This window comes from Microbacterium barkeri (assembly GCF_027921765.1).
Taxonomy (GTDB): Bacteria; Actinomycetota; Actinomycetes; order Actinomycetales; family Microbacteriaceae; genus Microbacterium; species Microbacterium barkeri.
Genome location: NZ_BSEJ01000021.1, coordinates 20,355 through 45,366 on the forward strand (window position 1 = coordinate 20,355; position 25,012 = coordinate 45,366).

Here is a 25,012-nt window from a genome sequence, read left to right on the forward strand (position 1 = left end):
CGCGTGCGCGCGACCCTGGAGGCCATGTTCATCGGCTACCACGCGTCGCACGAGCAGCTCGCGCCGAGCGAGCTGCTGTCGTCCGTCCAGCTTGCCGAGCGCGTCGGCTTCCACGGCGCCATGTGCTCCGACCATCTCGCGCCGTGGGGCGTCGCGCAGGGGCACTCGGGGTACGCGTGGTCGTGGCTCGGCGCCGCGCTCGCGCTCACGCGCTTCGGCTTCGGCGTCGTCACGGCGCCGGGTCAGCGCTACCACCCTGCCGTCGCCGCGCAGGCGATCGCGACCCTCGCCGAGATGTTCCCCGGGCGGTTCTGGGCCGCTCTCGGCAGCGGCGAGCTCGTGAACGAGCACGTCACGGGCGATCCGTGGCCCGAGAAGGGCGAGCGCGATCGGCGTCTCGACGAGAGCGCGTCGGTCATCCGCCGCCTCCTGCACGGGGAGCGCGTCGACCACGACGGCGCCGTCCGCGTGCACGACGCACGCGTGTGGAGCCTGCCCACCGCGCCGCCCCTGCTCGTCGGGGCCGCGATCTCCCCCGGCACAGCCGAGCGGGTCGCCGCCTGGGCGGATGGCCTCATCACGACGGGCACGGACGCATCGGCGCTCGCAGACGCGATCGGCGCCTACCGCGCGGCCGGAGGGCGCGGCGAGGTGAGCCTCCAGGTGCACGTGAGCATCGCGCGGACCGCCGACGACGCGGCGGCGCTCGCGCGCGACCAGTGGCGTCATGGGGCCGTGACGCGCGTCTCGCCCTGGGATGTCGCGCAGCCCGAGGACTTCGACCGGCTCGCGGCGGAGTCCGACGCCGACCCCGCCGAGTCGGTCATCGCGGGGGCCGAGCCGCACGAGATCGCCGACCGGGTGCGCGCGCTGTGCGCCGGCGTCGACCGTGTCTACCTGCACCACATCGGGAAGGATCAGCGGCGGTTCGTGGAGGAGGACGCCCCCGCGCTCATCGCCGCGCTGGAGGAGGGCTCATGAGGCGGGAGAACATCGCGGACCTCTGGTGGCGGTCGTCGGTCATCTACTGCCTCGACGTCGAGACGTTCCTCGACGCGGATGGAGATGGCACGGGCGACCTGCAGGGGCTCGCCCGCGCGGTCGACTACATCGCCGACCTCGGGGCGGACGTCATCTGGCTCATGCCGTTCTACCCGACGCCGAACCGCGACGACGGCTACGACGTCACCGACTTCTACGGGGTCGACGCGCGCTACGGCACGCACGGCGACCTGCTCGAGGTCATCCGGCTCGCGCACGATCGCGGGATCCGCGTGATCGTCGACCTCGTCGTGAACCACACCTCCGACGAGCACCCGTGGTTCCAGTCCGCGCGCAGCTCCCGGACGTCGCCCTACCGCGACTTCTACGTGTGGCGCGACGAGAAGCCCGAGAACGACGCCAACACGGTGTTCCCGGGCGAGGAGTCGAGCATGTGGGAGTGGGAGCCGCGCACGCGGCAGTACTTCCTGCACAGCTTCTACCGCCATCAGCCCGACCTGAACTTCGGGAACCCGCGCGTGCGCGACGAGATCGCGAAGGCGATCGCGTTCTGGCTGAGTCTCGGGATCGACGGCTTCCGCGTCGACGCGGTCCCGTTCCTCATCGACGTGCCGCACGAGGGCGTCGCCGATCCGCACGAGTACCTGCGCGACATCAAGCGCTTCCTGCGGCGGCGCTCGCCGCAGGCCGTCCTCCTCGGCGAGGTCGGTCTCGATCACGCGGGCCAGGAGCCGTACTTCGGGGCCGGAGGCGACGAGCTCGATCTGCAGTTCGACTTCGAGACGAACGTCGCGATGTACCTCGCGCTCGTCCGCGAGGATCCCGAGCCGATCGTCCGCGCCATCCGGAGTCGCATGGCGCCCTCCTCCGATGTCGGCTGGGCGATCTTCCTCCGCAACCACGACGAGCTCTCGCTCGAGCTGCTCGCCGAGGACGAGCGCGCCGAGGTGTTCGATGCGCTCGCGCCCGACGAGGATCAGCGGGTGTACGGGCGCGGCATCGTGCGGCGGCTCCCGCCCATGCTCGGCGGCGATCCGCGGCGCGTGCGACTCGCGTACAGCCTGATGTTCTCGCTGCCCGGAGCGACCGCGCTGCTCTACGGCGAGGAGATCGGGATGGGCGAGAACCCCGCGCTCGAGAAGCGCCGGGCCGTGCGCACGCCCATGCAGTGGACCGCGCAGGGCGGCTTCTCGACGGCGGAGGCGGCCGAGCTCGTCGCGCCGTTCCCCGAGGGCGGCTACGCACCCGAGCACGTGAACGTCGCCGATCAGCGGCGCGATCCCACCTCGCTCCATCGCTTCATGCGGGCGATCATCGCGGCGTACCGGGCGACGCCCGCGATCTCGTGGGGCGCGTTCGAGGTGCTCGAGCACGACGCGCCGTCCGTCCTCGTCCACCGGATGCGCTCCGACGTGGGCGACGCGCTCTTCGCGCACAATCTCGGCGGAAGCCCGGCGACCGTGCGGATCCGCCTCGACGAGGCCGACGACGCGGTGCTCATCGACCTGCACGGCGAGAGCGCGCCGCTCGAGGTGAGCGACCCCCTCGAGCTCGCGCTCGACGGCTACGGGTACCGGTGGTTCCGGCTGCGCAGGGAGTCCGACATCGGCCCCGACGAGGCGGGGCCGACCGTGCGCGGGCACGCACCCTGAGCGCAGGGGCGCCCCGCACCCGCGGGGAGGAGCGGGCACGGGGCGGATGGCGTCAGAGCGAGATCTGCTCGACCGTCTCCCCGGTCTCGACGGGGGCCAGCGCGAGCGCGATGTCGGCCTGGCTGACGATGCCGACGAGGAGGTGGTCCTCGATGACGGGGAGCCTGCGCACCTGGTGGTCCTGCATGAGCGTGAGCGCGTCGCGGATGTCCTGATCCGCGTCGACCGTCACGGGCTTGCCCTCGGCGAGCTCTCCCGCGGTCGTCGTGGCCGGGTCCGCTCCCTTCGCGAGGCCCTTCACGACGATGTCCCGGTCGGTCAGCATGCCCTTGAGCTTGCCGTCGTCGCCGCAGATCGGCAGCGAGCCGACGTCGAGGTCGGCCAGCAGCCGCGCCGCCTCGGTGAGGGACTCGTGTTCGCCGACGCAGCGCGGCGACGGGGTCATGATGTCGCGTGCCGTGGTCATGATGTCTCCTCTCTCTTCTCATTCCGTGTTCGCGGGCGACGATACGAGGCGCGAGAGCGCCGGGCAGGGCGGTTGACAGATCCGGATCGCGTGATCTCGCGACGAGCATCCCGCGCCGCCCGCGCGCAACCCCCTGTCGCGGGCCCGCGGCCGCGGATACTGTCGCGCCATGACCGTCACACTGACCGGCCTCGCGACCGTCGTGCCGCCGACCGTGCTCCATCAGGACGAGGTGAGGGAGGTGTTCGCGGCGCAGCCGGGGCTCACCCGCCTCTCGCAGCGGATCGTCAGCACGTCGTTCGGCGTCTCGGGCATCGAGCGCCGCTACACCGTTCTCACCGAGCTCGGCGACCGCACGGCCGAGCCGGGCGCCGAGCGCCGCTTCTACGACCCGACCACGGGCGAGCTCGCCTCTCCCGGCACGAAGCTGCGCAACGACATCTACGCGGTCGAGGCGAGCCGTCTCTACGTCGAGGCCGGCCGCGCCGCGCTCGCGCAGCAGGAGGACTTCTCGGCCGAGGATGTCACGCACGTCATCACGGTGTCGTGCACGGGGTTCTACGCGCCCGGGCCCGACTTCGTCGTGGCGCGCGATCTGGGCCTCCCGGCCGACGTCCAGCGCTTCCACCTGGGCTTCATGGGCTGCTACGCGTCCCTCCCCGCGCTGCGGCTCGCGAGCCAGCTCGCGCAGGCCGACCCCGACGCCGTCGTCCTCGTGATCAGCGTCGAGCTGTGCACGCTGCACCTGCGGACCTCGAACGACCCCGACACCATCGTCGCGACCTCGCTCTTCGGCGACGGAGCCGGGGCGGCGCTCGTCACCTCCCGCCCCGTCTCGGCCCACGAGCCCGGCTTCGAGCTCGAGCGCTTCGCGTCGCGCGTCGCGCCCGAGGGCGAGAGCGACATGGCGTGGCGCATCGGCGACCACGGCTTCGAGATGGTCCTCTCCAACGCGGTCCCCGCGATCCTCGGGCAGCACGTGACGGGAGCCGTGCGTCCGCTCTTCGCACCCGAGCCCCGTCTCGAGCGCGCTCTCGACGAGCGGCGGGCGAGCGAGGCCATCCCGCACTGGGCCATCCATCCCGGCGGCCGGAGCATCCTCGACAAGGTCGAGTCGGCGCTCGAGCTGAGCGAGGCGCAGCTGCTGCCCGCGCGCGCCACGCTGCGCGACTTCGGCAACATGTCGAGCGCCACCGTGCTCTTCGTGCTCCGGCACATCCTCGACTCGCCCGCCGCATCGGCCGGCGAGCGCGTCGTCGCGATGGCGTTCGGCCCCGGCCTCACGGTCGAGTCGGCGCTGCTCACCCTGCGGGGCTCGTGATGCCGGGGCGGCTCGCCGTGCGCGACGCCGTCGCGACCGAGCGGATGGACGACCCGCACTGCGACCCGGAGCGGCTCGCGCGGACCTACGCGCGCTTCGGCCTCGTCAACGCGGTCGTCGCGTCGCCGCGAGCGACGTACCGCCGCTGGATCGCGCCGCGCCTGAGGCAGGGCGACGTGCGCCTCCTCGACATCGGCACGGGCGGGGCCGACTTCCCTCGCGCGGTGTGCCGATGGGCTCGCCGCGAGCGCGGCCGGCTCGACGTGCTCGCGATCGACCCCGACCCGCGCGCGTTCGCGTTCGCGGCGCGTGGTCCTCGGGGGCGCGGGCTGCGAGTGCGGCAGATGGATGCGGCGGCCGTGATCGCGACCGGTGAGCGCTTCGACGTGGTCGTGTCCAACCACGTGCTCCACCACCTCTCCGACGCGGAGGTCACCGCGCTCCTCGATGAGTCCGCGCAGCTGCTGCGACCGGGCGGCGTCGCCGTCCACCGCGACATCGAGCGCTCGCGGGGTGCGTACCTCGCGTTCTGGATCGGGACGCTGCCCTTCGTGCCGTTCGTCCTGCGGGGCACGTTCCTGCGCGAGGACGGTCTCACATCGATCCGCCGCAGCCGGACGGCGCGCGAGCTCGCGCAGCTCGTCCCGACGGGCTGGCGCGTGGAGAGGGGATGGCCCGCGCGCGTCGAGGCGGTGCGCGAGGCATGACGCGCGTGCACGACGCCGCGATCGTCGGCGCGGGGCCGGTGGGCCTGCTCGTCGCCGCGTTGCTCGCGCAGGGGGGCGCCGACGTCGTCGTCCTCGAGCGGGCGCAGGCGCCCTCCGCCAGCACGCGCGCGATCGGCATCCATCCGCCCGGGCTCGCGGCGCTCGACGCGGCGGGCGTCGGCGACCGCGTCCGCGGCGAGGCGGCGCTCGTGCGCGGCGGCGAGGCGCTCCGCGACGGCCGGATGCTCGGCGCGCTCGCGTTCGACGAGCCCGTCCGCACCCTCCCTCAGCACCGCACGGAGGCCCTCCTCGTGCAGCGCCTGCGCGCGCTCGACCCCGGCGCGCTCCGTCGCGGCGAGAGCGTGCGGGGCCTGCGCTCCGTCGCGGACGGCGTCGAGCTGCGGACGGATGACGGCATCGTGCGCGCCCGTGCCGTCGTCGGCGCCGACGGCACGCGCAGCGCGGTCCGCACGGCCGCGGGGATCGGGTGGGAGCGCCGCGATCCCGACACGCGGTGGGTCATGGGCGACGCCGACGACACGACGGGGCAGCCCGAGACGGCGCTCCTCCACCTCGAGCGCGAGGGCGTCGTGGAGTCGTTCCCGCTCCCGGGCGGCCGACGCCGATGGGTCCTGCGCGTCGACGACGACACGGGCCCGGAGACGGCGGCGGGCTTCGCGGCCCTCGTGCGCGAGCGCATCGGCGTCGACCTCGAGGGGCTGGAGGAGCCGAGCCGATTCGCCGCGCGGCAGCGGATGGCGCGCGCGTTCGCGCGGGGACGGATCGCGCTCGTGGGCGATGCGGCGCACGAGATCAGCCCGATCGGCGGGCAGGGGATGAATCTCGGATGGCTCGACGCGCTCGCGCTCGCCGAGGCCTTCGCCGCGGCCCGCGCGCGGGGAGCCGAGGGGGAGGAGCCCTGGGCCGGCTGGGCGGAGGAGCGCAGGGCCGCCGCGCGCCGCGCGATGCGCCGAGCCCGCTTCAACATGGCGATGGGCGCGCCCCGCGCCGGCGCGGCGCTCGCGGTGCGCGACGTCGCTGTGCGCGCGCTCTCATCCGCGCCCTTCCGCGGAGCGCTCAGCGCGGCCTTCACGATGCGCGGACTTTGACGCGGCGGCGCGGTGTCAACCCCCTGCCGCGGGTGCGCCGCGCGCGGTTGCCTGGGGGAACGGCAATCACAGCAGCAGAGGAGACACAAGAATGAGCGACAGAACCGTGAACAGGGTCCGATACGCCGGCACGGCCATCCAGAAGGCCGCGCTCGTGTTCGGCATCGTGTTCCTGCTCGTCGGCATCGCCGGGTTCATCCCCGGGATCACGACGGGGACCGACCAGCTCGAATTCGCCACGCACACGTCCGGCGCGATGCTGCTGGGGATCTTCCAGGTGTCGGTCCTGCACAACCTCGTCCACGTCATGTTCGGCGTCGCCGGGCTCGCGCTCGCCGGGTCGGCGCCGGGGTCGAAGGGCTACCTCATCGTGGGCGGCGCGCTGTACGCGGTGCTCTGGGTGTACGGCCTCGTCGTGCCGCACGACCACGCGGCGAACTTCGTCCCCCTCAACGCAGCGGACAACTGGCTCCACCTCGTCCTCGCGGTGGCGATGATCGCGCTCGGCGTCTTCCTCGGGCGGGACGCGCGCAACCGGATCTGATGTCCAGGCACGCGCGAGCCGCCGTCCGCCGTGCGCGGGCGGCGGCTCGCGCGCTGTGCGCGGGGCTCGCCATCGGCGCGCTCCTCGCGGCGCCCGGATGCGGCCTGCGCGTTCCGGAGGACCCCGACGGCACGCTCGACCGCGTGATCGCGGACGGCGTGCTCGAGGTCGGGGCGACGGACGAGGAGGGCCTCGTCGAGGAGGGGCCGGGCGGCGCGGCGGAAGGGCCCCTCGCCGACCTCGCGGAGGGGTTCGCCGACGAGGTCGGGGCGCGCGTGGAGTGGACATGGGCGAGCGAGGAGTCCCTCGTGGGCCTGCTCGAGCGCGGGAGCATCGACCTCGCGGTCGGCGGCTTCACCGATCAGACGCCGTGGGTCGACCGGGTCGGCGTCACGCGCGGCTACCCCGGCGTGCCGGGCGCCGAGGGGCGGTCGATCGTCATGCTCGTCCCGCTTGGCGAGAACCGGCTCCTGTCGGCGCTCGAGAGCCACCTCGACGAGAAGGTCGGCGGATGAGCGAGACCTGGCGGCGCTTCGGCCGCGCCGACCTGCCGGATGAGCAGCGCGGCGCGCTGCGCAGCGCCGTCCGCTGGGAGATCTTCACGATCTGCTACACGACGGTCACGATCGCCCTCGTCGCCCTCGTGGTCGGCAACTCGCAGGCCATGCGGACCGCGTGGATCGAGGACATGCTGTCCCTCATCCCCCAGCTCGCCTTCCTCGTCGCCCTGCCGTTCGTGCGCAGCGCGCCCTCGCGCCGGTACCCCTTCGGCAAGCACCGCGCGATGGGCGTGGGCCACCTCGTGGCGGGCGTCGCCCTGCTCACGGTCGGCTTGAACCTCGCGGTCGAGGCAGTCGTCGGGCTCGCCTCTCAGGAGCATCCGACCATCGGCACGGTGCGGCTCTTCGGCCACACCGTCTGGCTCGGCTGGCTCATGGTGGCCGTGATGGTCGTCATCGTCGTCGGCCCGGTCTTCCTCTACGGCCCGGCCAAGGCGCGCCTCGCGCCTGTGCTCCACAACAAGCTGCTGTACGCCGACGCCGACATGGCGAAGGCCGACTGGCACACGAACGCGGCGTCGATCGTCGGCGTGCTCGGCGTCGGCATCGGCATCTGGTGGCTGGACGGCGCCGCGGCCCTCTTCATCTCCGTCGGCATCGTGTGGGACGGCGTGCGCAACACCCGCTCCGCGGTCGTCGACCTCATGGACCGCCGCGCGCTCACCTACGACGACGCGGCCCCGCATCCGCTCGCGGCCGCGGCCGTGACGCGGCTGCGCTCCCTGCGCTGGATCGAGGACGCCGCCGTGCGCATGCGCGACCAGGGGCAGGTCCTCCACATCGAGGCCTTCGTCATCCCGCGTCGCGGCCGGGTCGCCGTCGACCGGCTCGTGCGCGCGTCGCAGGCCGTGGCGGCGCTCGACTGGAAGATCCGCGACGTGCAGGTCATCCCCGTCGACGTGCTCCCCGAGGAAGCCGACCCGGCGCGCTGAGTCGGCGCGGCGCGGGGCTCGGTCCCCGCTTCGCTAGGCTGGCGGGGACGAGGAGGATGCCGATGGACTGGTGGGCGAATTCCGCGTTCTGGTTCGGTGTCTACACGGTCGTCGACATCATCGTCCGCATCCTCGCGCTCGTCGTCGTGCCCGGCAACCGCAAGCCGACCTCGGCGATGGCGTGGCTGCTCGCGATCTTCCTCCTGCCGATCCCGGGCATGCTGCTCTTCCTCCTCATCGGCAACCCGCGTCTGCCGCGCAAGCGCCGCAGGATGCAGACCGAGATCAACGCCGTGCTGCGCGAGGCGAACGAGCACCTCGAGCGCGGGACGCTGCGGCCGCACGAGCCGGAGTGGTTCACGTCCCTCGTCCGCATGAACCGTGAGCTCGGCGCCCTTCCGCTCTCGGGTGACAACGGCGTGCGCCTCGTCACGGGATACCAGGAGAGCCTCGACGAGATGGCCGAGGCCATCCGCTCGGCCCGGCGCTACGTGCACGTGGAGTTCTACATCCTCAAGTCGGACCGGTCGACGGAGAACTTCTTCCGCGCGCTCGAGGAGGCGTGCGCGCGCGGCATCCCCGTGCGCGTGCTCATGGACCACTGGGCGAACCTCTCCAAGCCGCTGCATCGCCGGACGCGCGACCGCCTCGAGCGGATGGGCGCGGACTGGCACTACCTCCTTCCGCTGCGGCCGCTTCACGGCCGCTGGCAGCGCCCCGACCTGCGCAACCACCGCAAGCTGCTCATCGTCGACGGCGAGGTCGCGTACCTCGGCTCCCAGAACGTCACGGACGCGAGCTACAACGTGCGCGCGAACATCAAGCGCGGCCTGCAGTGGGTCGACCTCATGGTGCGGCTCGACGGGCCCGTCGTCTCGAGCGTCGACGCGGTCTTCCTGAGCGACTACTACAGCGAGACCGGCGAGACGCCGGCGGGCGTCGACCTGCGCGAGATGGACGCCGGGTCGGGCGACCTCGACTGCCAGGTGGTGCCCTCGGGACCCGGGTTCGAGGTCGAGAACAACCTGCGCCTGTTCCTCGGGCTCATGTACGCGGCGCAGGAGAAGATCATCATGATCAGCCCGTACTTCGTCCCCGACGAGGCGCTCATGCTCGCCGTCAGCGCGGCGGTCTCGCGGGGCGTCCGGGTCGAGCTCTTCGTGTCGGAGATCAGCGACCAGGCGATGGTGTTCCACGCGCAGCGGAGCTACTACGAGGCGCTGCTGCGGGCCGGCGTGCGGATCTACCTCTTCCCGCCGCCGTACATCCTGCACACGAAGACGCTCTCGATCGACGACGAGGTCGCCGTCATCGGATCGAGCAACATGGACATGCGCTCGTTCGGCCTCAACTTCGAGGTCTCGCTGCTCGTGCGCGGCGAGGAGTTCGTGCAGCAGCTGCGCCGCGTGGAGGACGACTACCGCGACCGCAGCACGCGGCTCTCGCTCGTGGACTGGGTGCGCCGGCCGTTCGGGAGCCGGGTGCTCGACAACCTCGCGCGGCTCACGTCGGCGCTGCAGTGATCGGTCAGAGCCGGTCGGTCGGGTGCCCCTTCGGCACGGCCATGAGCAGGGCGCCCTTCTCGATGCGGCAGTAGACGCGCGTCGCCTCGCCGAACTCGTCGCCGTCGAGCTCGACCGGCTGCACGTCGACCGACGCGGTCTCGATCCCCTCGCCGCGCAGGAACCGCACCGACGTGTCCCTGCGTCGCTCGACGACGCGGCGGCCGAGCCGAGAGCGCCGCAGGACGGAGTTGTCCCACCACACCTTGCGGAAGACCCCGAGCCATCCGAAGGGGCCGGATGGCTGGATGATCGCGATGTCGAGCTGGCCGTCGGCGACCGAGGCGCCGGGGATGAGCTCGATGCCGGCCGGGAGCGCGCCGCAGTTCGCGAAGAGGACGCTCTGCACCTTGGCCGCGTGGAGGCGGCCGCCGTCGAGCTGGTACACGACGCGGAACGGCTCGGCGCCCGGGAGGGACCGCGCGGCGCCGTCGACGTAGGCGACCCAGCCGACCTGCTTCTTCAGCTTCGCGTTCGTGTTGGCGATCATCGCCGCATCGAGGCCGATGCCCGCCATCACGACGAAGGCGTGGTCCTCGACGGCGCCGTCGGGGCGGCGCAGCCGCGCGATGCCCAGGTCGATCGCGACCGTGTCGCCGTCGACCGCGGCCCGCACCATCTCTGCCGGGTCGGCGAGGGGGAGACGGAGGTTGCGCGCGAGGAGGTTGCCCGTGCCGCTCGGGACGATCGCGAGCCGCACCCCCGTCCCGTTCATCGCCTCGGCGACCGCGCGCACCGTGCCGTCGCCGCCCGCGACGAGCACGGCCGAGACGCCCTCCCTGAGCGCCCGTCGCGTCGCCTCCTGCCCCGGATCCTCGATCGTCGTCTCGAAGATGAGCGGCGGAAGCCATCCCGCCTCGTGGGAGACGAGCGCGACCGCCGACCGGAGGGCGTCGGACGAGGCGACCTTGACCGGGTTGTAGACCAGCGCGGCCCGCTGCGCGGAGGCGGCGGGGGCGGTCATGGTCACACTCTAAGTGGGGGCGGCGAGCCCGGGCGCGCCCCGCGCCTAGACTCGTAGGGTGATCGACCCCGTACTCCTCCGCGAAGACCCCGAGCTCATCAAGCGTTCTCAGGTCGCGCGCGGCAGCTCGCCCGACACGGTCGACGCGGCCCTCGCCGCCGACGCGGCGCGCCGTGCGGCGATCACCGCGTTCGAGGAGCTGCGCGCCGAGCAGAACGCGTTCGGCAAGACCGTCGCGAAGGCCCCCAAGGACGAGAAGGCCGCGCTCGTGGCGCAGGCCAAGGAGCTCGCGGACCGTGTGAAGGCCGCCCAGGCCGCCGCGAACGACGCCGAGGCCGCGTTCCGCTCGGCGATGGACGCGATCCAGAACGTCGTCATCGAGGGCGTGCCGGAAGGCGGCGAGGACGACTTCGTCGAGCTGCGCCGCGTGGGCGAGATCCCCGCGTTCGACTTCGAGCCGCTCGATCACCTGGCGCTCGGCGAGAAGCTCGGCGCGATCGACATGGAGCGCGGCGCGAAGGTCTCGGGTGCGCGCTTCTACTTCCTCACGGGCATCGGCGCGCGCCTCGAGCTGGCGCTCATGAACTACGCGCTGAACACCGCCCTCGAGCACGGGTTCACGCCGATGATCACGCCGACCCTCGTGCGGCCCGACATCATGGCGGGCACGGGCTTCCTCGGCGCCCACGCCGACGAGATCTACCGTCTCGAGGAGGACGACCTCTACCTCGTGGGCACGAGCGAGGTCGCGCTCGCCGGATACCACAAGGACGAGATCCTCGACCTGCAGGGCGGTCCGATCCGCTACGCCGGATGGTCCACGTGCTACCGCCGCGAGGCGGGCTCGCACGGCAAGGACACCCGCGGGATCATCCGCGTCCACCAGTTCAACAAGCTCGAGATGTTCGTCTACACGGCGCCCGAGGACGCGGAGGCCGAGCACGAGCGCCTGCTCGCGCTCGAGGAGCAGATGCTCACCTCGCTCGGCCTCGCGTATCGCGTCATCGACGTGGCGGCGGGCGACCTCGGCTCGAGCGCCGCGCGCAAGTTCGACACCGAGGCCTGGGTGCCGACGCAGGGCGCGTACCGCGAGCTGACGTCGACGTCGAACTGCACGACCTATCAGGCGCGACGTCTCGACATCCGCCACCGCCCCGAGGGCGGCCGCACGCAGCACGTCGCGACGCTGAACGGCACGCTCGCGACGACCCGCTGGATCGTCGCACTGCTCGAGACGCACCAGCGCGCCGACGGCTCGGTCGTCGTGCCCGAGCCGCTGCGCCCCTACCTCGGCGGCCTCGAGGTCATGGAGCCGATCGCGTGACGATCCCCGCGCCCGAGGAGGAGCGCCTCTTCATCGCGCTCGACATCGACGGAACGGTGCTGCTCGAGGACGGCTCGTACAGCCCCGGCGTCGAGGAGGCGGTCGCCGAGGCCGCCGAGCGCGGGCACCTCGTGACGCTCGCGACCGGGCGCAGCTGGGAGTCGACCCATCCCGTGATGACGCATCTCGGCATCCTGCCGCCGTACGTCGTGTGCGCGAACGGGGCGACGATCATGTCGCGCGACCCCGATGACCCGACCGGGTACATTCGCCACACGATCGAGACGTTCGATGCGACCGAGGCCCTGCGGTTCATCCGCGAGCACCTCCCCGGCGCGAATTACATGGTCGAGCTCGCCGACGGCACGCGCCTCTTCACGGAGTACATGGACGACTGGGACCTCAACCGTCCCGGCGCGCGCCACGTCGCGTTCGACGAGATGCTCGGCCTGCAGGTGACCCGCGTGGTCGTCGTCTCTCCCGAGCACGACGGCGACGAGTTCAACGCGTTCGTCGAGCGGATGGGGCTGCAGCAGGTGACCTACTCGGTCGGCTGGTCCGCGTGGCTCGACATCGCGCCGCAGGGCGTCAACAAGGCGACAGCGCTCGAGAAGGTGCGCGAGTGGCTCGAGGTCGACCCCTCGCGCGTCGTCGCGATGGGCGACGGCCGCAACGACATCGAGATGCTCACCTGGGCGCACGAGGGCGGCGGTCGCGGCATCGCGATGGGCCAGGCGCCGGACGAGGTGCAGGAGTGCGCGACGCAGCTGACCCTGCCCGTCGAGGGCGGGGGAGTGGCCGCCGCGCTCTCGGAGCTGGGCGCCGCGACGTCCACGATCGCGTGAGGCGCTGACAGGGCTCGCCCAGGGACCGCGTCGACAATAGCGGGAAGGCCGGTCGACTAGACTCGACGCCAGTCCGCGCGCGAGCGGGGGCACGGAGGGTTGTCCGAGCGGCCGAAGGATCCGGTCTTGAAAACCGGTGGGCAGCAATGTCCCGTGGGTTCGAATCCCACACCCTCCGCAGAGCGGGGCGCGCGCCCCGAGGTCGGAGCACCGTTCGTCCCAGCCCGAGAGGACTCGAGTGAGCGAGACCCCGAAGCACACCGTGCGGCGCACGATCGCCCGCCACGGGCAGCTCTCCTCGCCCGGACCGGTGCAGCAGCTGCTGCGCGTGCTCGGCGTCGCCCTCGCCGTCGTGATCGTGAGCGCGTTCGGCGTGGTCGGCTACGCCGCGTACGACTTCGGCGCGACCTTCAGCGCGGACGCGGTCGTGCTCGAGGGGCAGGAGGCCGCCCCGCCGGACATCGGCGAGCTCGACAACAAGGGCGTGAACATCCTCTTCGCGGGTCTCGACGCGTGCGAGGAGGAGTACAAGCAGTACTTCGGGAACGGTCGATGCCCTGAAGGGTCTGAGTACGACCCCGAGTCGCGGGAGCAGGTGCTGAACGACGTCAACATGCTCGTGCACATCTCGCCCGAGCCGCGTCGCGTGACGGTCGTGAGCTTCCCCCGCGACCTCATGGTCGAGGGGCCGGAGTGCACCGACCCGCAGGGCGACGTCGCCTCCGCGCTCTCGCGCACGCAGCTCAACGAGGCGTACTACCGCGGCGACCTCGGCTGCATCGTGAAGACGATCGAGGAGCTGTCGGGCCAGACGATCGACTACGGCGCGACCGTGACGTGGGGTGGCGTGATCGAGATCACGAACGCGATCGGCGGCGTCGACGTGTGCGTCGGCGGAGAGGGCATCTACGACGAGCACACGGGCCTCGAGATCCCGCCGTCGGAGAAGTACACGCTCGTGGGCGTCGAGGCCCTGCAGTTCCTCCGCACGCGCTACGGCGTGGGCGGCAGCGACCTCAACCGCATCAGCAACCAGCAGGTGTACATGTCGGCGCTCGCGCGCAAGCTCACGAGCGAGGAGGTGCTGTCCAATCCCAGCACGCTGCTCACGCTCGCGCGCACGACGCTCGAGAACGTCGACCCGTCGTCGAGCCTGACGAACCCGGTCACGCTCGTGCAGATCGCGATGGCCGCGAAGGACGTGCCTCTGCAGGACTTCACGTTCGTGCAGTACCCGGTCGTCGACGACCCGTACGACAGCAACCGCGTCGCTCCGGACTACGCCTCGGCCGAGGCGCTGTGGGCGGCCCTCGAGCAGAACGTCCCGCTGCAGATCACGGGCGACACCGGCGGCGGCGCCATCCTCGCGGAGGGCGAGGAGGGAGCGGAGACCCCCGCTCCCGAGGACACGCAGGCGCCCGTCGAGACCACGACGCCCGAGACGCCCTCGATGACGGAGACGCCGGCCCCGACCGACACCCCGGCGAGTGGCGAGCTGAGCGCCAACGTGCACGGCTCCGACGCGAGCCAGGTCACCTGCTCCAACGGCGTCGGCTGAGCCGGACACGCGGATGGCGCAGCGGCGGGGCACGATCGCGCAGCACGGGCTGCTGCGGACGCCAGGGCCGATGCGGCAGCTCGTCCGAGTGCTCGGCGTCGCGCTCACGGTCGCGCTCGTCAGCGGCGCGGGTGTCGCCGCCTACGCGGCGTGGGACTTCTCCTCGGCGTGGAGCGAGGACGCCGTGGTGCTCGACGGGCAGGAATCGGCGCCGCCCGACATCGGAGCACTCGACGACGAGGGCGTGAACATCCTCTTCGCCGGGCTCGACGCGTGCGAGGAGGAGACGAAGCATCTCTTCCCGGGGCGGTGCGACCCACGCGTGACGTACGACGAGACCACGCGCGCGAGCGCCCTCAACGACGTCAACCTGGTGATGCACATCTCGCCGGAGCCGCGCAGGGTCACCGTCATCAGCTTCCCTCGCGACCTCATGCTCAGCGCGCCCGAGTGCTCTCTCCCTGAGGGCGGCACCGCGCCCGCTGTCGATCGCATCCAGCTCAACGAGCTCTACCAGCGGGGCGACATCCCGTGCGTCGCGAACGCGCTCTCGGCGCTGTCGGGGCTGCAGATCGACTACGCGGCGTCGATCACGTGGGGCGGCGTGATCGAGATCACGAATGCGATCGGCGGCGTCGAGGTGTGCGTCGGCGGCAAGGGCATCTACGACGAGAAGAACACGGGTCTGGCGCTCGCACCCGGTCAGCACACCCTCGTCGGACAGCAGGCGCTCGAGTTCCTGCGCACGCGCGAGGGCGTCGGCGACGGGAGCGATCTCGGCCGCATCGGCAACCAGCAGGTGTACATGACCGCGCTCGTCCGCACACTCATGAGCGACGCGGTGCTGCGCGACGCCGGGAGGGTCCTCTCGCTCGCGCGGACGACGCTGGAGAGCGTGCGTCCGTCATCGAGCCTCACCGACCCCGTGAAGCTCGCGCAGATCGGGATGGCCGCGGCGGACGTCCCGCTCTCCGACTTCACCTTCGTCCAGTACCCGGTCGTCGACGACCTGTACAACAGCAACCGCGTCGCGCCCGACGAGGCGTCCGCAGAGGCGCTGTGGACGGCGCTCGCGCAGAACGTCCCGCTCGAGATCACGGGTGACACGGGCGGCGGCGCCGTCCTCGCCGAGGGCGAGGAGACGCCTGTTCCGGAGGAGACGCCCGCATCCGGGGCGCCCTCGGCCGCGCCGACGCCCGCCCCCGCCGGCACACCGGCGAGCGGGGAGCTGGGTGCGAACGTGCGCGGGTCGGATGCGAGCCAGGTCACCTGCTCGAACGGGCGGGGCGTGCTCTGAGCCGCGGTTCGCAGCACCCCCTCGGACCCGTTAGGATGGTCTACGTGTCTGCGTGCAGGCACCTGGAGACGTCGCATAGTCAGGCCTAGTGCACCACCCTGCTAAGGTGGAGTCCCCTTTAAGGGGACCGAGGGTTCAAATCCCTCCGTCTCCGCCAGAGAAACCCCCTCGCGACGAGGGGGTTTCGTCTTCTCCGCACCTCCGATGCCACAGCCCGGTGACCCTGTCAACCGAGTGCGCCCGGCGACCCGCGCGCGTAGCGTCGCACGTAATCCCACCTCGAGACGACGGAGGAGCACATGCAGGAGACGCCGCACGCGACCGATGAGGACCTCGCCCGCATCGCCGGGATTGTGAAATCCGCCAAGATCGGGCTGCTCACGACCACCAGTCCCGAGGGGCAGCTCCACAGCCGCCCGCTCGCCGCGCAGGACGTCGAGTTCGACGGCGACCTCTGGTTCTTCACCCAGGACCCGAGCGAGAAGGTGCGCGACATCGCCGTGCACCCCGCCGTGAACGTCGCGTTCGAATCGGGCAAGGGCTACCTCTCGGTCGCCGGCACCGCGGAGGTCGTGCACGACCGGGCGAAGGTGGACGAGTACTGGACCCCCGCGGTCGAAGCCTGGTTCCACGAAGGGCGGGAGGATCCGACCGTCGCGCTCATCCGCGTGCGCGCAGAGTCCGCCGAGTACTGGGCGACGGATGAGCCCGGCATCGTGTCGGCGTTCAAGATCGCGAAGGCCGTCGTGACGCGCACGCAGCCCGACGTCGGCGAGAACCGCGCCGTCGAACTCTGAATCGAGAGGAGCACATCATGGCGGATGCCCAGAGCCAGCCCGAGGAGAGCGTCGACGAGGAGGCGGCCGACACCATCCTGGACGACCCCAGCACGGAGAAGGACCCGGGTGAGGAGCCCAAGGCGCCTCAGCCGCAGGAGGGGGAGCCGAGCCACCACGCGGTCGGCATCGGCGTCATCGACGCGGAGATCCCGGGCGAGGAGGAGTAGTCCTCACCACGCGGCTCGGCGCCCCACGGCGGCGAGCCGCGTGAGCGCGTCGGCGGGATGTCTCAGCAGGGCGCGAGACTCGGCGGACGAGGTCAGCACCTCGACGATGCGCTGCGCCGAGCGCACGTGCGACCGCCGGTAGCCGGCGATGTAGTGCGGGTCGACCTCCCACGTCACCTCGTCGCCCGAGGTGACCGTGAGGACGACCGGATACCGCTCGACCTCGCCCAGCGGGCTGACGTCGCCGAGCACGGCGAGCAGCAGCGAGCCGACCGTCTCCTGCATTCCTGGCCACGGCCAGATCGTGGTGGGCGGGCTGAAGCGCAGGGCGCGGATGTCCGACCATCGCAGCACGGCCCTCGGCGCGTCTCCGACGCACTCCGCGACTCCGTCCGCGCGGAGCCGGACGTGGCGCGCGGCGACGTCGCCGATCGCGAGGCCGTCGGGGGTCGCGGTGAGGGGGCCGTGTCGAGACGCCATGCGTCGATCCTCACACGGCCCCCGCCGCCGCCGCCGATGTCAGGGGAGGTCCTCGACCTCCACCCGGTCGTCATCGTCCTCCGCATCGTCGCGCCCGGGGCCGCGAATGGCATCGGGCGGCACCTCGCCGTCGCTCGAGCCGAGCCCGGGCGCGCCCTCGTCGGGGAGTCGGCCGGGGTCGCTCACAGCGTTCTCCCGCGCGAGGTCGGAATCGGACGTCTTCTTCTCTTCTGCGCTCATGTCGAGATCCTCGCGCGGACGGGCGGATGGCGCGAGGGCGTTGACAAGCTCGGGATGCGCGGCGACGCCTTCGCGCTATCGCCAGACGGCCCGCGGCGCAAGGGGATGACGTCGCCCGGTCGCCTCCCGCAGGGTGGAGAGGACCCGACGAGGAGGACACCATGGGCAGGGAAGACGAGATCAAGCGCCAGGAGGACGAGGGCGAGTACACCGACGTCGAGGAGCCGGACGGCGAGCGACGGCCCGACCGGGTCATCGAGGAGCCCGGTCAGTACACCGACGTCGACCGCGACGAAGAGGTCTGAGCGGTCGGCATGACGGCGCCCGGAGCGAGCAGGTCGACACGTCGGGCGCCGCACCGCGTGCACCGGACGTAGAGGACGACGCCCTCGGACGTCGGATGGCGCGACTCGGTGCGCCATCCGTGCTCGCACGTGCGCGCGGTCGCGAGGTCGACGAGGTGCTGGCTGCGCGGGGAGGTCATGCGACCAGCGTGATGTAATGCTCTTATGCATCTCAACCCTTACGGCGAGTACGCGGTGCTCCTCGCGGCGTCGCTCGCGAACGCATGGCCGCACGATCGCGCGGGCATCGAGAGCCGCACGCGCGACTTCGGGATGACGATGCCGTTTCCCGAGCGCCCCGATGACCACGCCGCGACGCGCGCGGTGATCGACCGCTGGCTCGCCGTGGTCGACGCGGATTCGCCGGATGAGCGCGCACGTCTGCTGAACGAGCTCATGAAGGAGGCGACCGCGTACCCGCGTCTGACCGACCATGACGGCGAGGGATGGCACCTCCACTACCGCGACGACGACCAGTCGCTCGCGCACGTGCTGCTCGCCGTCATCTCCGTCGGGACCGCTCTGCACCTGACGAGCCGCGGGATGACCCGGCTCGGGCGGTGCGCCGCGGGCCGCGCGCCCGGCGATCCGTGCCGCAACGTCGTCGTCGACATCACCCGGAACGGCCGGCAGCGCTACTGCTCCGTCCGCTGTGCGAACCGCGACGCCGTGCGCCGCCATCGCGCCCGGCTCCGGTGAGCGTCGAGGCTACTTCTTGCCGTTGCCCTGGCCGCCGTTCCCGCCGCCCTGATTCCCGCCGCCCTGATTCCCGTTGCCCTGGCCGCCGTTGCCCTGGCTGCCGTTCCCGCCGCCTTGATTCCCGTTGCCCTCACTCCCGTTGCCCTCGCCCTCATCGCCGTCGCCACCGTCGCCGGCGCCGTCCTCGGCAGGCGGGTCTGACGGGAGGACAACCGGCTCCTCGCTCGGAGTCGGCGTCGGAGACGGCTCGGCGAGCCGCTCGAGGTCGGCGCGGACGGCGTCGATCGCCTCCCGGATGGCGACGGCGCGCGCCGCGTCGATCCGCCCGTCCACAAGGGCCTCGTCGACGTCGGCCTCGAGCCTGTCGAGAGAGGCGAGCGCCCCCGCGGCGTCGCCGTCCGCGGCCTGCTCGGCGACGGTCGCCACGGCGTCCTGGAACGCGGCGGTCGGGGTGTCGGAAGGCGCACAGCCGGTCAGGACGACGGCTGCGACGATCAGGGTGGGGAGTAGGAGGCGCCTCATGGCGTGACCGCCTCCATGAGGTCGTCGAGATGGCCGCGCAGGGGCTCGTCGAGCGCGGGCAGGGCGGGCGGCACGGGTTCCTCCTGCGGGAACATCGTCGGCGCGCCGAGCGCCAGCGCGAGCGCGATCAGGGCGACCGCCGTCATCACCGCGACCATCGCGAGGATGCGCCGAGGGCGCCGGCGCGGAGCCGCGGCCGGCGGCTGAAGCGTGCCCAGCGGGATCGCGGCGGTCGGCGCAGGGCGGGACGGCAGGGGCGCGGTCGCCTGCGCGACGGGGAACGGCCGCGTCTCCTGCTCGTGGACGGCGGCCGACCGCGGCGTGAGCGGCTCGCTCGGGTCGGCCGCGATCTCCCGCGCGGCCGCGGCGACCTCGCGCGCCGTGGGGCGCCGCGCCGGGTCGCGGTAGGTCATCGCGGTGAGCAGGACGCGCCATCGCGGATCGAGCTCGTCGGGCATCTCCGGCTCGCCCGCGATGCGCGAGGCGAACAGCTCCTGCGCCGTGCCCGAGGGGAAGGGGTGGCGGCCGATGAGGAGCTCGAGCAGCATGAGCCCGAGCGAGTAGATGTCGGATGCGGGGGCCGGCTGCATGCCGCGGACCTGCTCAGGGGAGAGGTACGCGGCCGTCCCGATCGTCGTTCCCGGCGTCGTGATGCGGCTCGAGTCGAGCAGGTAGGCGATCCCGAAGTCGGCCAGCGTCGCCGCGCTCGTGATACCCGGCAGCTTCGGCGCCCGCATGAGCACGTTCGACGGCTTCACGTCGCGGTGGACGATGCCGGCGTCATGGACGACGGCGAGCGCGTCGGCGAGCGCGACCGCGGTCTCGGCGACCTCCCGCCCCGAGAGCGGGGCTGCGGCCATCCGATCGCGCAGGGTCGGGCCTTCGACGTACTCCATCACGAGGTACGGATGGTCGTCCTCGTCGACATGCGCGTCGAACAGCGTGACGAGGGACGGATGGTTCAGGGCTGCGAGCAGGCGGGTCTCCGCGAGCCGACGCTGTCGCGACTGCGGATCATCCGGCATCGGGCGGAAGAGCTTGACGGCGACGTCGCGGCCGAGCAGCTCATCGCGCGCGCGGTAGACGGTGGCCATGCCGCCGGCGCCCACGCGCGCGATGAGCCGATAGCGGCCGTCGAGCACCTCTCCCGTGACGGGCTCGTCGAGGAGGTCGGACATGCGCGCTCAGGCGAGCGGCTCTCCGTTGTCCGTCGTCCGCCGCGTCGTGATCTGCTCGCCGCTGGCCGGGTCGACCGCCGTGCGCTGAGTGGAGACGGCGCTGCGGCGACGGAGCATGAGGACGAGGCTGATGAGGAAGACGACGGCACCGGCAGCCATGAGGATGTACCCGATGAGGGTGAGGTCGACCGCTCCGCCGAGGTCCACGTTGATGGCGAAAGCGATGATCGCGCCGATCGCGATGAGGGCGATTCCGGATCCGATTCCCATGGTCGTGCTCCTTCCAGGCGCTGGGCCCTGCGGCCGCTGACGGACGGGCTCGGGTGGCTCGTCACCGCGTCAGCGGGTTCCTTCAGGTGTACCGTCCGCGTCGTCCTGGCGTCTCGCGGTTGACACGGCGGCGACGGGACGGTAGCCGTGCACGCCGGGCATCAGTCCTCGACGGTCGACGGCGGCGTGCCGAGCTTCTCGAGCTCGGGCCAGAACTCGTCCGGCACGTGCGTCGCGCAGAGCTCCTCGAGCTCGGCGATGCGCTCGGGCCGGCCGACTCCGACGACCGTCGAGTGGACGCCGGGATGCCGCAGGGAGAAGTGGAGGGCGGCGGCCGGGACCGAGAGCTTCCATTCCGCGCAGAGCTCGCGCACCCGGGCGAGCCACGCGAGCAGATCGGCGGGCGCCTCGCGATACGCGTAGCTCGTCGACGTTCCGGCGAGAAGCCCGCCGCCGAACGGCGCGGCGTTGAAGACGCCCATGCCGCGCTCGTTGGCCTCCGCGATGAGCTCCTCGGCGCTGCGGTCGACGATCGTCATGCGGTTGTGGGTGAGGACGGCGTCGAAGATGCCCGTCCCGACATACGCCTTCTCGAGGCTGATCTCGCCGACGGCGATGCCGATCGCCCCGGCCAGACCCTGCTCGCGCAGCTCGATCATCCCCTGGACAGCTCCGCCGGGCGCGAGCGCCTCCTCCACCGTGACGGCCCACGGGTCGTGGAGGTGCACGAGCGGGAACCGCTCGAGCCCGAGCTTCTCGACGCTCTCCTCGAAGGAGCGCCACACGCGGTCGCGGTCGAATCGTCCGTCCTTCCCGACGTCGACCTTCGTGACGATGCTGTGGCCATCCGCGAGCCCGCCTCGGGCATCCAACGCCCGCCCGAGCACCCGCTCGCTCTCGCCGCCCGCGTAGTTGTTCGATGTGTCGACGACCGCGAAGCGGGAGGACAGCATCGCCTCGGCGACCTCGAGCGGGTCGGAGGCCGAGCGCTGCGGATCGCCCAGCGACGAGGCGCCGAGCGTCACGGGGCTCACGACGAGAGGAGTCGCGCCGAGCGGGCGAGGGTCGAGCACGGATGACATGGGGCCTCCATCGGTCGCAGGTGTCCCCACCAGCATGGCGCACGGGTCCGCGGATGTCTGCCGCCCACAATGGACTCGTGCCCATCATCGACAACGCCGTCTACGTCGACGGGCGGCGCATCGCCGACCCGGCGAGCCTCGACCAGACCTTCGAGTACATGCGCGACCAGAAGGGGATGGGCTGGATCGGCCTGCTGCGCCCGACCGACGACGAGCTGATGACCGTCGCGGCCGAGTTCGAGCTGCACGCGCTCGCCGTGGAGGATGCGCGCAAGGGGCACCAGCGCGCGAAGCTCGAGCGCTACGGCGACACGCTCTTCCTCGTGCTGCGGCCCGCCTGGTACATCGACGAGACCGAGACGGTCGAGTTCGGCGAGCTGCACGTGTTCGTCGGGCCGGACTTCGTGCTCACGGTCCGTCACGGCGAGGCTCCCGACCTCTCGCGCGTCCGGCAGCGGATGGAGGCCGATCCGGCTCTCCTCGCGCGCGGGACCGAGGCCGTGCTCTACGCCATCCTCGACGAGGTGGTCGATCAGTACACCCCGGTCATGCGCGGCGTCGAGAACGACATCGACGAGATCGAGGACGCGCTCTTCACCGACACCGCGACATCCCTCTCCCGCCGGATCTACGAGCTGTCCGGCGAGGTGATCGCATTCCAGCGCGGCACGCAGCCGCTCGACGGCATGCTCGCCGGCCTGCTGCGCGGAGGCGAGAAGTACGGTGTCGACCTCGAGCTGCAGCGCCTGCTGCGCGACGTGCACGATCATGTGCTGCGTCTCAACGACCGCATCGCGTCCTTCCGGGCCATCCTCGACAACGCGCTCACGGTGCACGCGACGATCGTCACGCAGCGGCAGACCGAGACGTCGCTGCAGCAGAACGAGCAGGTCAAGAAGATCTCGGGGTGGGCTGCGATCCTCTTCGGCCCGACGCTCATCGGCGGCATCTACGGCATGAACTTCGATCACATGCCCGAACTCCACTGGGCGTGGGGATACCCGCTCGCCCTCGCGCTCATGGCGGCGACGAGCGTCACCCTGTGGGCGCTGTTCAAGTGGCGGAAGTGGATGTGAGGACGACCGTGGCGTGCGGCTCGAGCCGCAGCGTGTCGCCGCACTGGAACCTCGCGATGCCGTCCGTGCCCACGTGGACATGCTCGCCGGATCCGCCGGACATGCCGGTGCCCGACAGATCGAGCTCGATGGGCTCATCCCACTTGCTGACCAGGAGCAGCGACCTCCTGCCGTCGGGGCGCATCAGGCCCTGCGCGTGCAGACGCGCGTCGGGGAATCCGGGGTAGCCCGTCGACGTCGGCACCGCGCGATCTCCCGGAGCGAAGTGGCGCAGGAGGAGCTGCGTCACGGCATACCGGGCGTTCGGCTCGCCGGTCTCCCAGTCGAGGAGCGACGTGCCGGGGATCATGCCGGGGTAGTCCATGAACTCCGCGATGCCGAGCAGGTCGATCCCCATGGGCAGCAGCCGCGCCCAGAGGTAGGCGTGGACCGACCCGCTGAGGGCCCAGTAGAACGCCGGGATCTGCGGAGCGGGGTTCATGATGTCAGCCGGGTACGTCCCGATCTCATTGAGGAACATCCGCGCGCCCGGCGCCAGGCGCCGCGCGATGGACTGGATGTACGCCACGCTCTCCACGAAGGCATCGGCCTGCGCGAAGAAGGTGCTGCGCCACGTGCTCGGGTCGGCGTTGCCTTCCGGCCCGAACGGGTTGACGATCTCCGGCGACGCATAGAAGTGGCACGAGAAGGCGTCGATGGGGATGCCGTCCTGGTGATTCGCGGCGTCGAGGAAGTGCCAGAAGTACTCGGGGTCGTGGTGCACGTGACTGAGGGACAGGCCGATGAACTTCATCTCGGGGTCCAGGGGCTGCAGCCGCTCGACCACGGCGTCGTACAGCCGGGTGTAGACCTCGGGCGGCATGCGCCGGTTGAGGTCGGGCTCGCAGAGCACCTCCCAGTACGCGAAGCGGTATCTGTGGCCCGACTCGTGCCAGCGGCCGAGCTCGTCGGTGAAGCCTCCCGCGATGTACCAGCTGGCGAGTCGGAAGAAGTAGTCCGCGACCTCGGCGAGCGTCTCGTCGCGGAAGTCCGATCCCTGCTCGTACTGCCAGTGGATCTCGTCGGGGTCGCGCGAGACCACGACGTCCTCGGCGCCCTCGAACATCCAGTGCGGGATGGTCGCGAAGTTCGCGACGACCGGTCGCCCCTCGGCCGCGGCCATGAAGTCCTCGACGAACGGATCGAGGTGCGAGAAGTCCCATGAGGTGGTCGTCTCGGTGGGCGGCTCCAGGGCGGGCACGGAGAGCACCGGATGCGAGAACCAGGGGAGGAAGCGCGCGCAGTCGGCCTTCAGATCGCGGAGAGCCGCGAACGCGCGATCGTGGATCGGCGACTCGCGGCGGAGGGGCGGTGCGGCCCAGAGGTGCGTGGTGAGAACCGTCTGGTTGACGTGGAACGCGCCATCCCACGACACCGTGACGGGTACGGCGATGCTGCCGGCGTCGGGCGACACGGGCGGGGTCTGCTCTGCGGACATGAGGCTCCTCGAGAGTTTGATACGTGCGTCTTATACGTATGTATAGCACGCCCGTACAGGGTGCGCCGTATGCTCGAGGAATGGGGCAACGTGAAGCGCTTCTCGCGGGAGCGAAGCAGTGCCTGGTCGAGCGCGGGTACGCGCACACCACGGCGCGCGACATCGTGGGCGTCACTGGGGCCAATCTCGCTGCGATCGGATATCACTTCGGCTCGAAGGACGCTCTGCTCAACGCCGCCGTCATCGAGACCTTCGAGGAGTGGGGCGATGCCGTCGCCAGCAGTGTGACCGCCGACCTCGACGGCGGCCCGGGGCGACGCCTCGAGCACTTCCTCGCCGGTCTGCTCGCGGCGGCGCCGGGTAAGCGCAGCGTCCTCGTCGCCAGCGTTCAGGCCTACGCCCAGGCGGAGTTCGCCGAGGAGGTCCGCAGGCAGCTTCTCCGCATCTATGCGGAGAGCCGCCGCGACCTCGCCGCGCTCGTGCTGGAGGTCGACCGGGACGAGGTCTCCGCGGACGACGCCCGCACCGTGGGTTCGCTTGCGCTCGCCCTCATCAACGGCGTGATGCTGCAGTGGATGCTGGACCCCTCGGCCACTCCGTCGGCGGAGGAGCTGTCGCGTGCGATCCGGGCGGTCGCGGCGTAGGTCCGGTCGACGGTCGCGTCGGTTGCATGGCCATCGTCTTTATCTCCGAATGTGGAGTTATCCACAGTTTGGGATTGTTCGGTGGAATGTCCGATGGGGTGGGTAGTGTGGGGGTATGTCGAGGACGATGCCGCGGGAGGATGCGGGGGTG

At 71.6% G+C, this 25,012-nt stretch carries 29 protein-coding genes and 2 tRNA genes; 21 read left to right on the forward strand and 10 right to left on the reverse strand.

What is annotated here, in order from left to right; all coding sequences use genetic code 11:
* The first annotated feature begins 3 nt into the window (after nucleotides 1-3).
* Nucleotides 4-981, forward strand: a complete 978-nt coding sequence (locus tag PKE79_RS15780) for a TIGR03557 family F420-dependent LLM class oxidoreductase (RefSeq protein WP_271174661.1) — start codon at nucleotides 4-6, stop codon at nucleotides 979-981.
* Nucleotides 978-2,654, forward strand: coding sequence for an alpha-amylase family protein (locus tag PKE79_RS15785; RefSeq protein WP_271174662.1), 1,677 nt, complete (start codon nucleotides 978-980; stop codon nucleotides 2,652-2,654). The genes PKE79_RS15780 and PKE79_RS15785 overlap by 4 nt, the downstream gene beginning before the upstream one ends.
* Nucleotides 2,655-2,706: 52 nt before the next feature.
* Here PKE79_RS15785 and PKE79_RS15790 read toward each other — a convergent pair whose 3' ends face one another.
* Nucleotides 2,707-3,120, reverse strand: a complete 414-nt coding sequence (locus PKE79_RS15790; protein ID WP_271174663.1) for a CBS domain-containing protein — start codon at nucleotides 3,118-3,120, stop codon at nucleotides 2,707-2,709.
* A gap of 169 nt (nucleotides 3,121-3,289) precedes the next feature.
* On the opposite strand from PKE79_RS15790, the gene PKE79_RS15795 reads away from it, so the two are divergent.
* The 7 genes from PKE79_RS15795 to cls all read left to right on the forward strand — a co-directional run bounded on the left by PKE79_RS15795 (nucleotide 3,290) and on the right by cls (nucleotide 9,816).
* A complete protein-coding gene (locus PKE79_RS15795) occupies nucleotides 3,290-4,441 on the forward strand; it encodes a type III polyketide synthase (RefSeq protein WP_271174664.1) in 1,152 nt (383 codons plus the stop codon).
* Nucleotides 4,441-5,148 (forward strand): methyltransferase domain-containing protein, encoded by a 708-nt coding sequence (locus PKE79_RS15800; RefSeq protein WP_271174692.1) that lies wholly within the window; start codon nucleotides 4,441-4,443, stop codon nucleotides 5,146-5,148. The genes PKE79_RS15795 and PKE79_RS15800 overlap by 1 nt, the downstream gene beginning before the upstream one ends.
* Complete coding sequence (locus tag PKE79_RS15805; RefSeq protein WP_271174665.1) at nucleotides 5,145-6,257, forward strand: FAD-dependent oxidoreductase; 1,113 nt, start codon at nucleotides 5,145-5,147, stop codon at nucleotides 6,255-6,257. Before PKE79_RS15800 ends, PKE79_RS15805 begins: the two co-directional genes overlap by 4 nt.
* 91 nt (nucleotides 6,258-6,348) lie before the next feature.
* Nucleotides 6,349-6,801: a DUF4383 domain-containing protein gene (locus PKE79_RS15810; protein ID WP_271174666.1), complete on the forward strand. Its 453-nt coding sequence runs from the start codon at nucleotides 6,349-6,351 to the stop codon at nucleotides 6,799-6,801.
* Nucleotides 6,801-7,316 carry a transglycosylase SLT domain-containing protein gene (locus PKE79_RS15815; RefSeq protein ID WP_271174667.1) on the forward strand — a complete coding sequence of 172 codons (516 nt, stop codon included), beginning with the start codon at nucleotides 6,801-6,803 and terminating at the stop codon, nucleotides 7,314-7,316. Before PKE79_RS15810 ends, PKE79_RS15815 begins: the two co-directional genes overlap by 1 nt.
* Nucleotides 7,313-8,293: a cation efflux transmembrane domain-containing protein gene (locus PKE79_RS15820; RefSeq protein WP_271174668.1), complete on the forward strand. Its 981-nt coding sequence runs from the start codon at nucleotides 7,313-7,315 to the stop codon at nucleotides 8,291-8,293. The genes PKE79_RS15815 and PKE79_RS15820 overlap by 4 nt, the downstream gene beginning before the upstream one ends.
* Before the next feature lie 62 nt (nucleotides 8,294-8,355).
* On the forward strand, nucleotides 8,356-9,816 hold the full coding sequence (gene cls / locus PKE79_RS15825; RefSeq protein ID WP_271174669.1) for a cardiolipin synthase: 1,461 nt from the start codon (nucleotides 8,356-8,358) through the stop codon (nucleotides 9,814-9,816).
* 4 nt (nucleotides 9,817-9,820) lie between these two features.
* Here cls and PKE79_RS15830 read toward each other — a convergent pair whose 3' ends face one another.
* Nucleotides 9,821-10,819, reverse strand: coding sequence for a diacylglycerol/lipid kinase family protein (locus tag PKE79_RS15830; RefSeq protein ID WP_271174670.1), 999 nt, complete (start codon nucleotides 10,817-10,819; stop codon nucleotides 9,821-9,823).
* Between the two features lie 58 nt (nucleotides 10,820-10,877).
* On the opposite strand from PKE79_RS15830, the gene serS reads away from it, so the two are divergent.
* From serS to PKE79_RS15870, 8 genes are all read left to right on the forward strand, one after another.
* Nucleotides 10,878-12,143: a serine--tRNA ligase gene (gene serS, locus PKE79_RS15835; RefSeq protein WP_271174671.1), complete on the forward strand. Its 1,266-nt coding sequence runs from the start codon at nucleotides 10,878-10,880 to the stop codon at nucleotides 12,141-12,143.
* Nucleotides 12,140-12,988: an HAD family hydrolase gene (locus PKE79_RS15840; protein ID WP_271174672.1), complete on the forward strand. Its 849-nt coding sequence runs from the start codon at nucleotides 12,140-12,142 to the stop codon at nucleotides 12,986-12,988. Before serS ends, PKE79_RS15840 begins: the two co-directional genes overlap by 4 nt.
* 93 nt (nucleotides 12,989-13,081) lie before the next feature.
* Nucleotides 13,082-13,166, forward strand: a tRNA-Ser gene (locus tag PKE79_RS15845).
* A 60-nt stretch (nucleotides 13,167-13,226) separates the two neighbouring features.
* Nucleotides 13,227-14,546, forward strand: a complete 1,320-nt coding sequence (locus tag PKE79_RS15850; protein WP_271174673.1) for an LCP family protein — start codon at nucleotides 13,227-13,229, stop codon at nucleotides 14,544-14,546.
* Between the two features lie 13 nt (nucleotides 14,547-14,559).
* Complete coding sequence (locus PKE79_RS15855; protein ID WP_271174674.1) at nucleotides 14,560-15,843, forward strand: LCP family protein; 1,284 nt, start codon at nucleotides 14,560-14,562, stop codon at nucleotides 15,841-15,843.
* A 64-nt stretch (nucleotides 15,844-15,907) separates the two neighbouring features.
* Nucleotides 15,908-16,000: transfer RNA gene (locus PKE79_RS15860), tRNA-Ser, on the forward strand.
* A gap of 142 nt (nucleotides 16,001-16,142) precedes the next feature.
* Nucleotides 16,143-16,640: a pyridoxamine 5'-phosphate oxidase family protein gene (locus PKE79_RS15865; RefSeq protein WP_271174675.1), complete on the forward strand. Its 498-nt coding sequence runs from the start codon at nucleotides 16,143-16,145 to the stop codon at nucleotides 16,638-16,640.
* Nucleotides 16,641-16,657: 17 nt separating this feature from the next.
* Complete coding sequence (locus PKE79_RS15870) at nucleotides 16,658-16,849, forward strand: hypothetical protein (RefSeq protein ID WP_271174676.1); 192 nt, start codon at nucleotides 16,658-16,660, stop codon at nucleotides 16,847-16,849.
* A gap of 3 nt (nucleotides 16,850-16,852) precedes the next feature.
* Here PKE79_RS15870 and PKE79_RS15875 read toward each other — a convergent pair whose 3' ends face one another.
* Entirely contained in the window at nucleotides 16,853-17,329 is a 477-nt protein-coding gene (locus PKE79_RS15875; protein ID WP_271174677.1) for a hypothetical protein, read from the reverse strand.
* A gap of 39 nt (nucleotides 17,330-17,368) precedes the next feature.
* The gene (locus tag PKE79_RS15880) at nucleotides 17,369-17,569 is read right to left on the reverse strand and encodes a hypothetical protein (protein WP_271174678.1); all 201 of its coding nucleotides are present in this window, start codon (nucleotides 17,567-17,569) and stop codon (nucleotides 17,369-17,371) included.
* Between the two features lie 161 nt (nucleotides 17,570-17,730).
* On the opposite strand from PKE79_RS15880, the gene PKE79_RS15885 reads away from it, so the two are divergent.
* Nucleotides 17,731-17,874 carry a hypothetical protein gene (locus PKE79_RS15885; RefSeq protein ID WP_271174679.1) on the forward strand — a complete coding sequence of 48 codons (144 nt, stop codon included), beginning with the start codon at nucleotides 17,731-17,733 and terminating at the stop codon, nucleotides 17,872-17,874.
* Here the strand turns inward: PKE79_RS15885 and PKE79_RS15890 are convergent.
* Nucleotides 17,838-18,053 carry a hypothetical protein gene (locus PKE79_RS15890; RefSeq protein ID WP_271174680.1) on the reverse strand — a complete coding sequence of 72 codons (216 nt, stop codon included), beginning with the start codon at nucleotides 18,051-18,053 and terminating at the stop codon, nucleotides 17,838-17,840. The genes PKE79_RS15885 and PKE79_RS15890 overlap by 37 nt on opposite strands.
* A gap of 25 nt (nucleotides 18,054-18,078) precedes the next feature.
* Here PKE79_RS15890 and PKE79_RS15895 point away from each other — a divergent pair, with 25 nt between their 5' ends.
* Nucleotides 18,079-18,612 carry a CGNR zinc finger domain-containing protein gene (locus PKE79_RS15895; RefSeq protein ID WP_271174681.1) on the forward strand — a complete coding sequence of 178 codons (534 nt, stop codon included), beginning with the start codon at nucleotides 18,079-18,081 and terminating at the stop codon, nucleotides 18,610-18,612.
* Between the two features lie 9 nt (nucleotides 18,613-18,621).
* On the opposite strand, the gene PKE79_RS15900 is transcribed toward PKE79_RS15895, so the two are convergent.
* The 4 genes from PKE79_RS15900 to PKE79_RS15915 all read right to left on the reverse strand — a co-directional run bounded on the left by PKE79_RS15900 (nucleotide 18,622) and on the right by PKE79_RS15915 (nucleotide 21,664).
* Entirely contained in the window at nucleotides 18,622-19,134 is a 513-nt protein-coding gene (locus PKE79_RS15900; protein WP_271174682.1) for a hypothetical protein, read from the reverse strand.
* Complete coding sequence (locus PKE79_RS15905) at nucleotides 19,131-20,312, reverse strand: serine/threonine-protein kinase (protein ID WP_271174683.1); 1,182 nt, start codon at nucleotides 20,310-20,312, stop codon at nucleotides 19,131-19,133. The genes PKE79_RS15900 and PKE79_RS15905 overlap by 4 nt, the downstream gene beginning before the upstream one ends.
* A 6-nt stretch (nucleotides 20,313-20,318) precedes the next feature.
* A complete protein-coding gene (locus PKE79_RS15910) occupies nucleotides 20,319-20,582 on the reverse strand; it encodes a DUF6458 family protein (protein ID WP_271174684.1) in 264 nt (87 codons plus the stop codon).
* A 161-nt stretch (nucleotides 20,583-20,743) separates the two neighbouring features.
* Nucleotides 20,744-21,664: an aldo/keto reductase gene (locus PKE79_RS15915; protein WP_271174685.1), complete on the reverse strand. Its 921-nt coding sequence runs from the start codon at nucleotides 21,662-21,664 to the stop codon at nucleotides 20,744-20,746.
* Nucleotides 21,665-21,741: 77 nt separating this feature from the next.
* Between PKE79_RS15915 and corA the strand changes: the two genes are divergently transcribed.
* Nucleotides 21,742-22,740 (forward strand): magnesium/cobalt transporter CorA, encoded by a 999-nt coding sequence (gene corA / locus PKE79_RS15920; protein WP_271174686.1) that lies wholly within the window; start codon nucleotides 21,742-21,744, stop codon nucleotides 22,738-22,740.
* On the opposite strand, the gene PKE79_RS15925 is transcribed toward corA, so the two are convergent.
* Nucleotides 22,718-24,217, reverse strand: coding sequence for a hypothetical protein (locus PKE79_RS15925; protein ID WP_271174687.1), 1,500 nt, complete (start codon nucleotides 24,215-24,217; stop codon nucleotides 22,718-22,720). The genes corA and PKE79_RS15925 overlap by 23 nt on opposite strands.
* Before the next feature lie 80 nt (nucleotides 24,218-24,297).
* Between PKE79_RS15925 and PKE79_RS15930 the strand changes: the two genes are divergently transcribed.
* The gene (locus tag PKE79_RS15930) at nucleotides 24,298-24,861 is read left to right on the forward strand and encodes a TetR/AcrR family transcriptional regulator (RefSeq protein ID WP_271174688.1); all 564 of its coding nucleotides are present in this window, start codon (nucleotides 24,298-24,300) and stop codon (nucleotides 24,859-24,861) included.
* Nucleotides 24,862-25,012 lie beyond the last annotated feature (151 nt).

Bases quoted from the DNA above. Each gene is read 5' to 3' on its own strand.
- PKE79_RS15790 (WP_271174663.1), bottom strand. From the start codon at position 3,120: ATGACCACGGCACGCGACATCATGACCCCGTCGCCGCGCTGCGTCGGC.
- PKE79_RS15915 (WP_271174685.1), bottom strand. From the start codon at position 21,664: ATGTCATCCGTGCTCGACCCTCGCCCGCTCGGCGCGACTCCTCTCGTC.
- cls (WP_271174669.1), top strand. From the start codon at position 8,356: ATGGACTGGTGGGCGAATTCCGCGTTCTGGTTCGGTGTCTACACGGTC.
- PKE79_RS15885 (WP_271174679.1), top strand. From the start codon at position 17,731: ATGGGCAGGGAAGACGAGATCAAGCGCCAGGAGGACGAGGGCGAGTAC.
- PKE79_RS15910 (WP_271174684.1), bottom strand. From the start codon at position 20,582: ATGGGAATCGGATCCGGAATCGCCCTCATCGCGATCGGCGCGATCATC.
- PKE79_RS15830 (WP_271174670.1), bottom strand. From the start codon at position 10,819: ATGACCGCCCCCGCCGCCTCCGCGCAGCGGGCCGCGCTGGTCTACAAC.
- PKE79_RS15900 (WP_271174682.1), bottom strand. From the start codon at position 19,134: ATGAGGCGCCTCCTACTCCCCACCCTGATCGTCGCAGCCGTCGTCCTG.
- PKE79_RS15805 (WP_271174665.1), top strand. From the start codon at position 5,145: ATGACGCGCGTGCACGACGCCGCGATCGTCGGCGCGGGGCCGGTGGGC.
- PKE79_RS15880 (WP_271174678.1), bottom strand. From the start codon at position 17,569: ATGAGCGCAGAAGAGAAGAAGACGTCCGATTCCGACCTCGCGCGGGAG.
- PKE79_RS15905 (WP_271174683.1), bottom strand. From the start codon at position 20,312: ATGTCCGACCTCCTCGACGAGCCCGTCACGGGAGAGGTGCTCGACGGC.
- PKE79_RS15800 (WP_271174692.1), top strand. From the start codon at position 4,441: ATGCCGGGGCGGCTCGCCGTGCGCGACGCCGTCGCGACCGAGCGGATG.
- PKE79_RS15820 (WP_271174668.1), top strand. From the start codon at position 7,313: ATGAGCGAGACCTGGCGGCGCTTCGGCCGCGCCGACCTGCCGGATGAG.
- PKE79_RS15810 (WP_271174666.1), top strand. From the start codon at position 6,349: ATGAGCGACAGAACCGTGAACAGGGTCCGATACGCCGGCACGGCCATC.
- PKE79_RS15925 (WP_271174687.1), bottom strand. From the start codon at position 24,217: ATGTCCGCAGAGCAGACCCCGCCCGTGTCGCCCGACGCCGGCAGCATC.
- PKE79_RS15815 (WP_271174667.1), top strand. From the start codon at position 6,801: ATGTCCAGGCACGCGCGAGCCGCCGTCCGCCGTGCGCGGGCGGCGGCT.
- PKE79_RS15890 (WP_271174680.1), bottom strand. From the start codon at position 18,053: ATGACCTCCCCGCGCAGCCAGCACCTCGTCGACCTCGCGACCGCGCGC.
- PKE79_RS15795 (WP_271174664.1), top strand. From the start codon at position 3,290: ATGACCGTCACACTGACCGGCCTCGCGACCGTCGTGCCGCCGACCGTG.
- PKE79_RS15870 (WP_271174676.1), top strand. From the start codon at position 16,658: ATGGCGGATGCCCAGAGCCAGCCCGAGGAGAGCGTCGACGAGGAGGCG.
- PKE79_RS15875 (WP_271174677.1), bottom strand. From the start codon at position 17,329: ATGGCGTCTCGACACGGCCCCCTCACCGCGACCCCCGACGGCCTCGCG.
- PKE79_RS15785 (WP_271174662.1), top strand. From the start codon at position 978: ATGAGGCGGGAGAACATCGCGGACCTCTGGTGGCGGTCGTCGGTCATC.
- PKE79_RS15930 (WP_271174688.1), top strand. From the start codon at position 24,298: ATGGGGCAACGTGAAGCGCTTCTCGCGGGAGCGAAGCAGTGCCTGGTC.
- PKE79_RS15855 (WP_271174674.1), top strand. From the start codon at position 14,560: ATGGCGCAGCGGCGGGGCACGATCGCGCAGCACGGGCTGCTGCGGACG.
- PKE79_RS15865 (WP_271174675.1), top strand. From the start codon at position 16,143: ATGCAGGAGACGCCGCACGCGACCGATGAGGACCTCGCCCGCATCGCC.
- PKE79_RS15895 (WP_271174681.1), top strand. From the start codon at position 18,079: ATGCATCTCAACCCTTACGGCGAGTACGCGGTGCTCCTCGCGGCGTCG.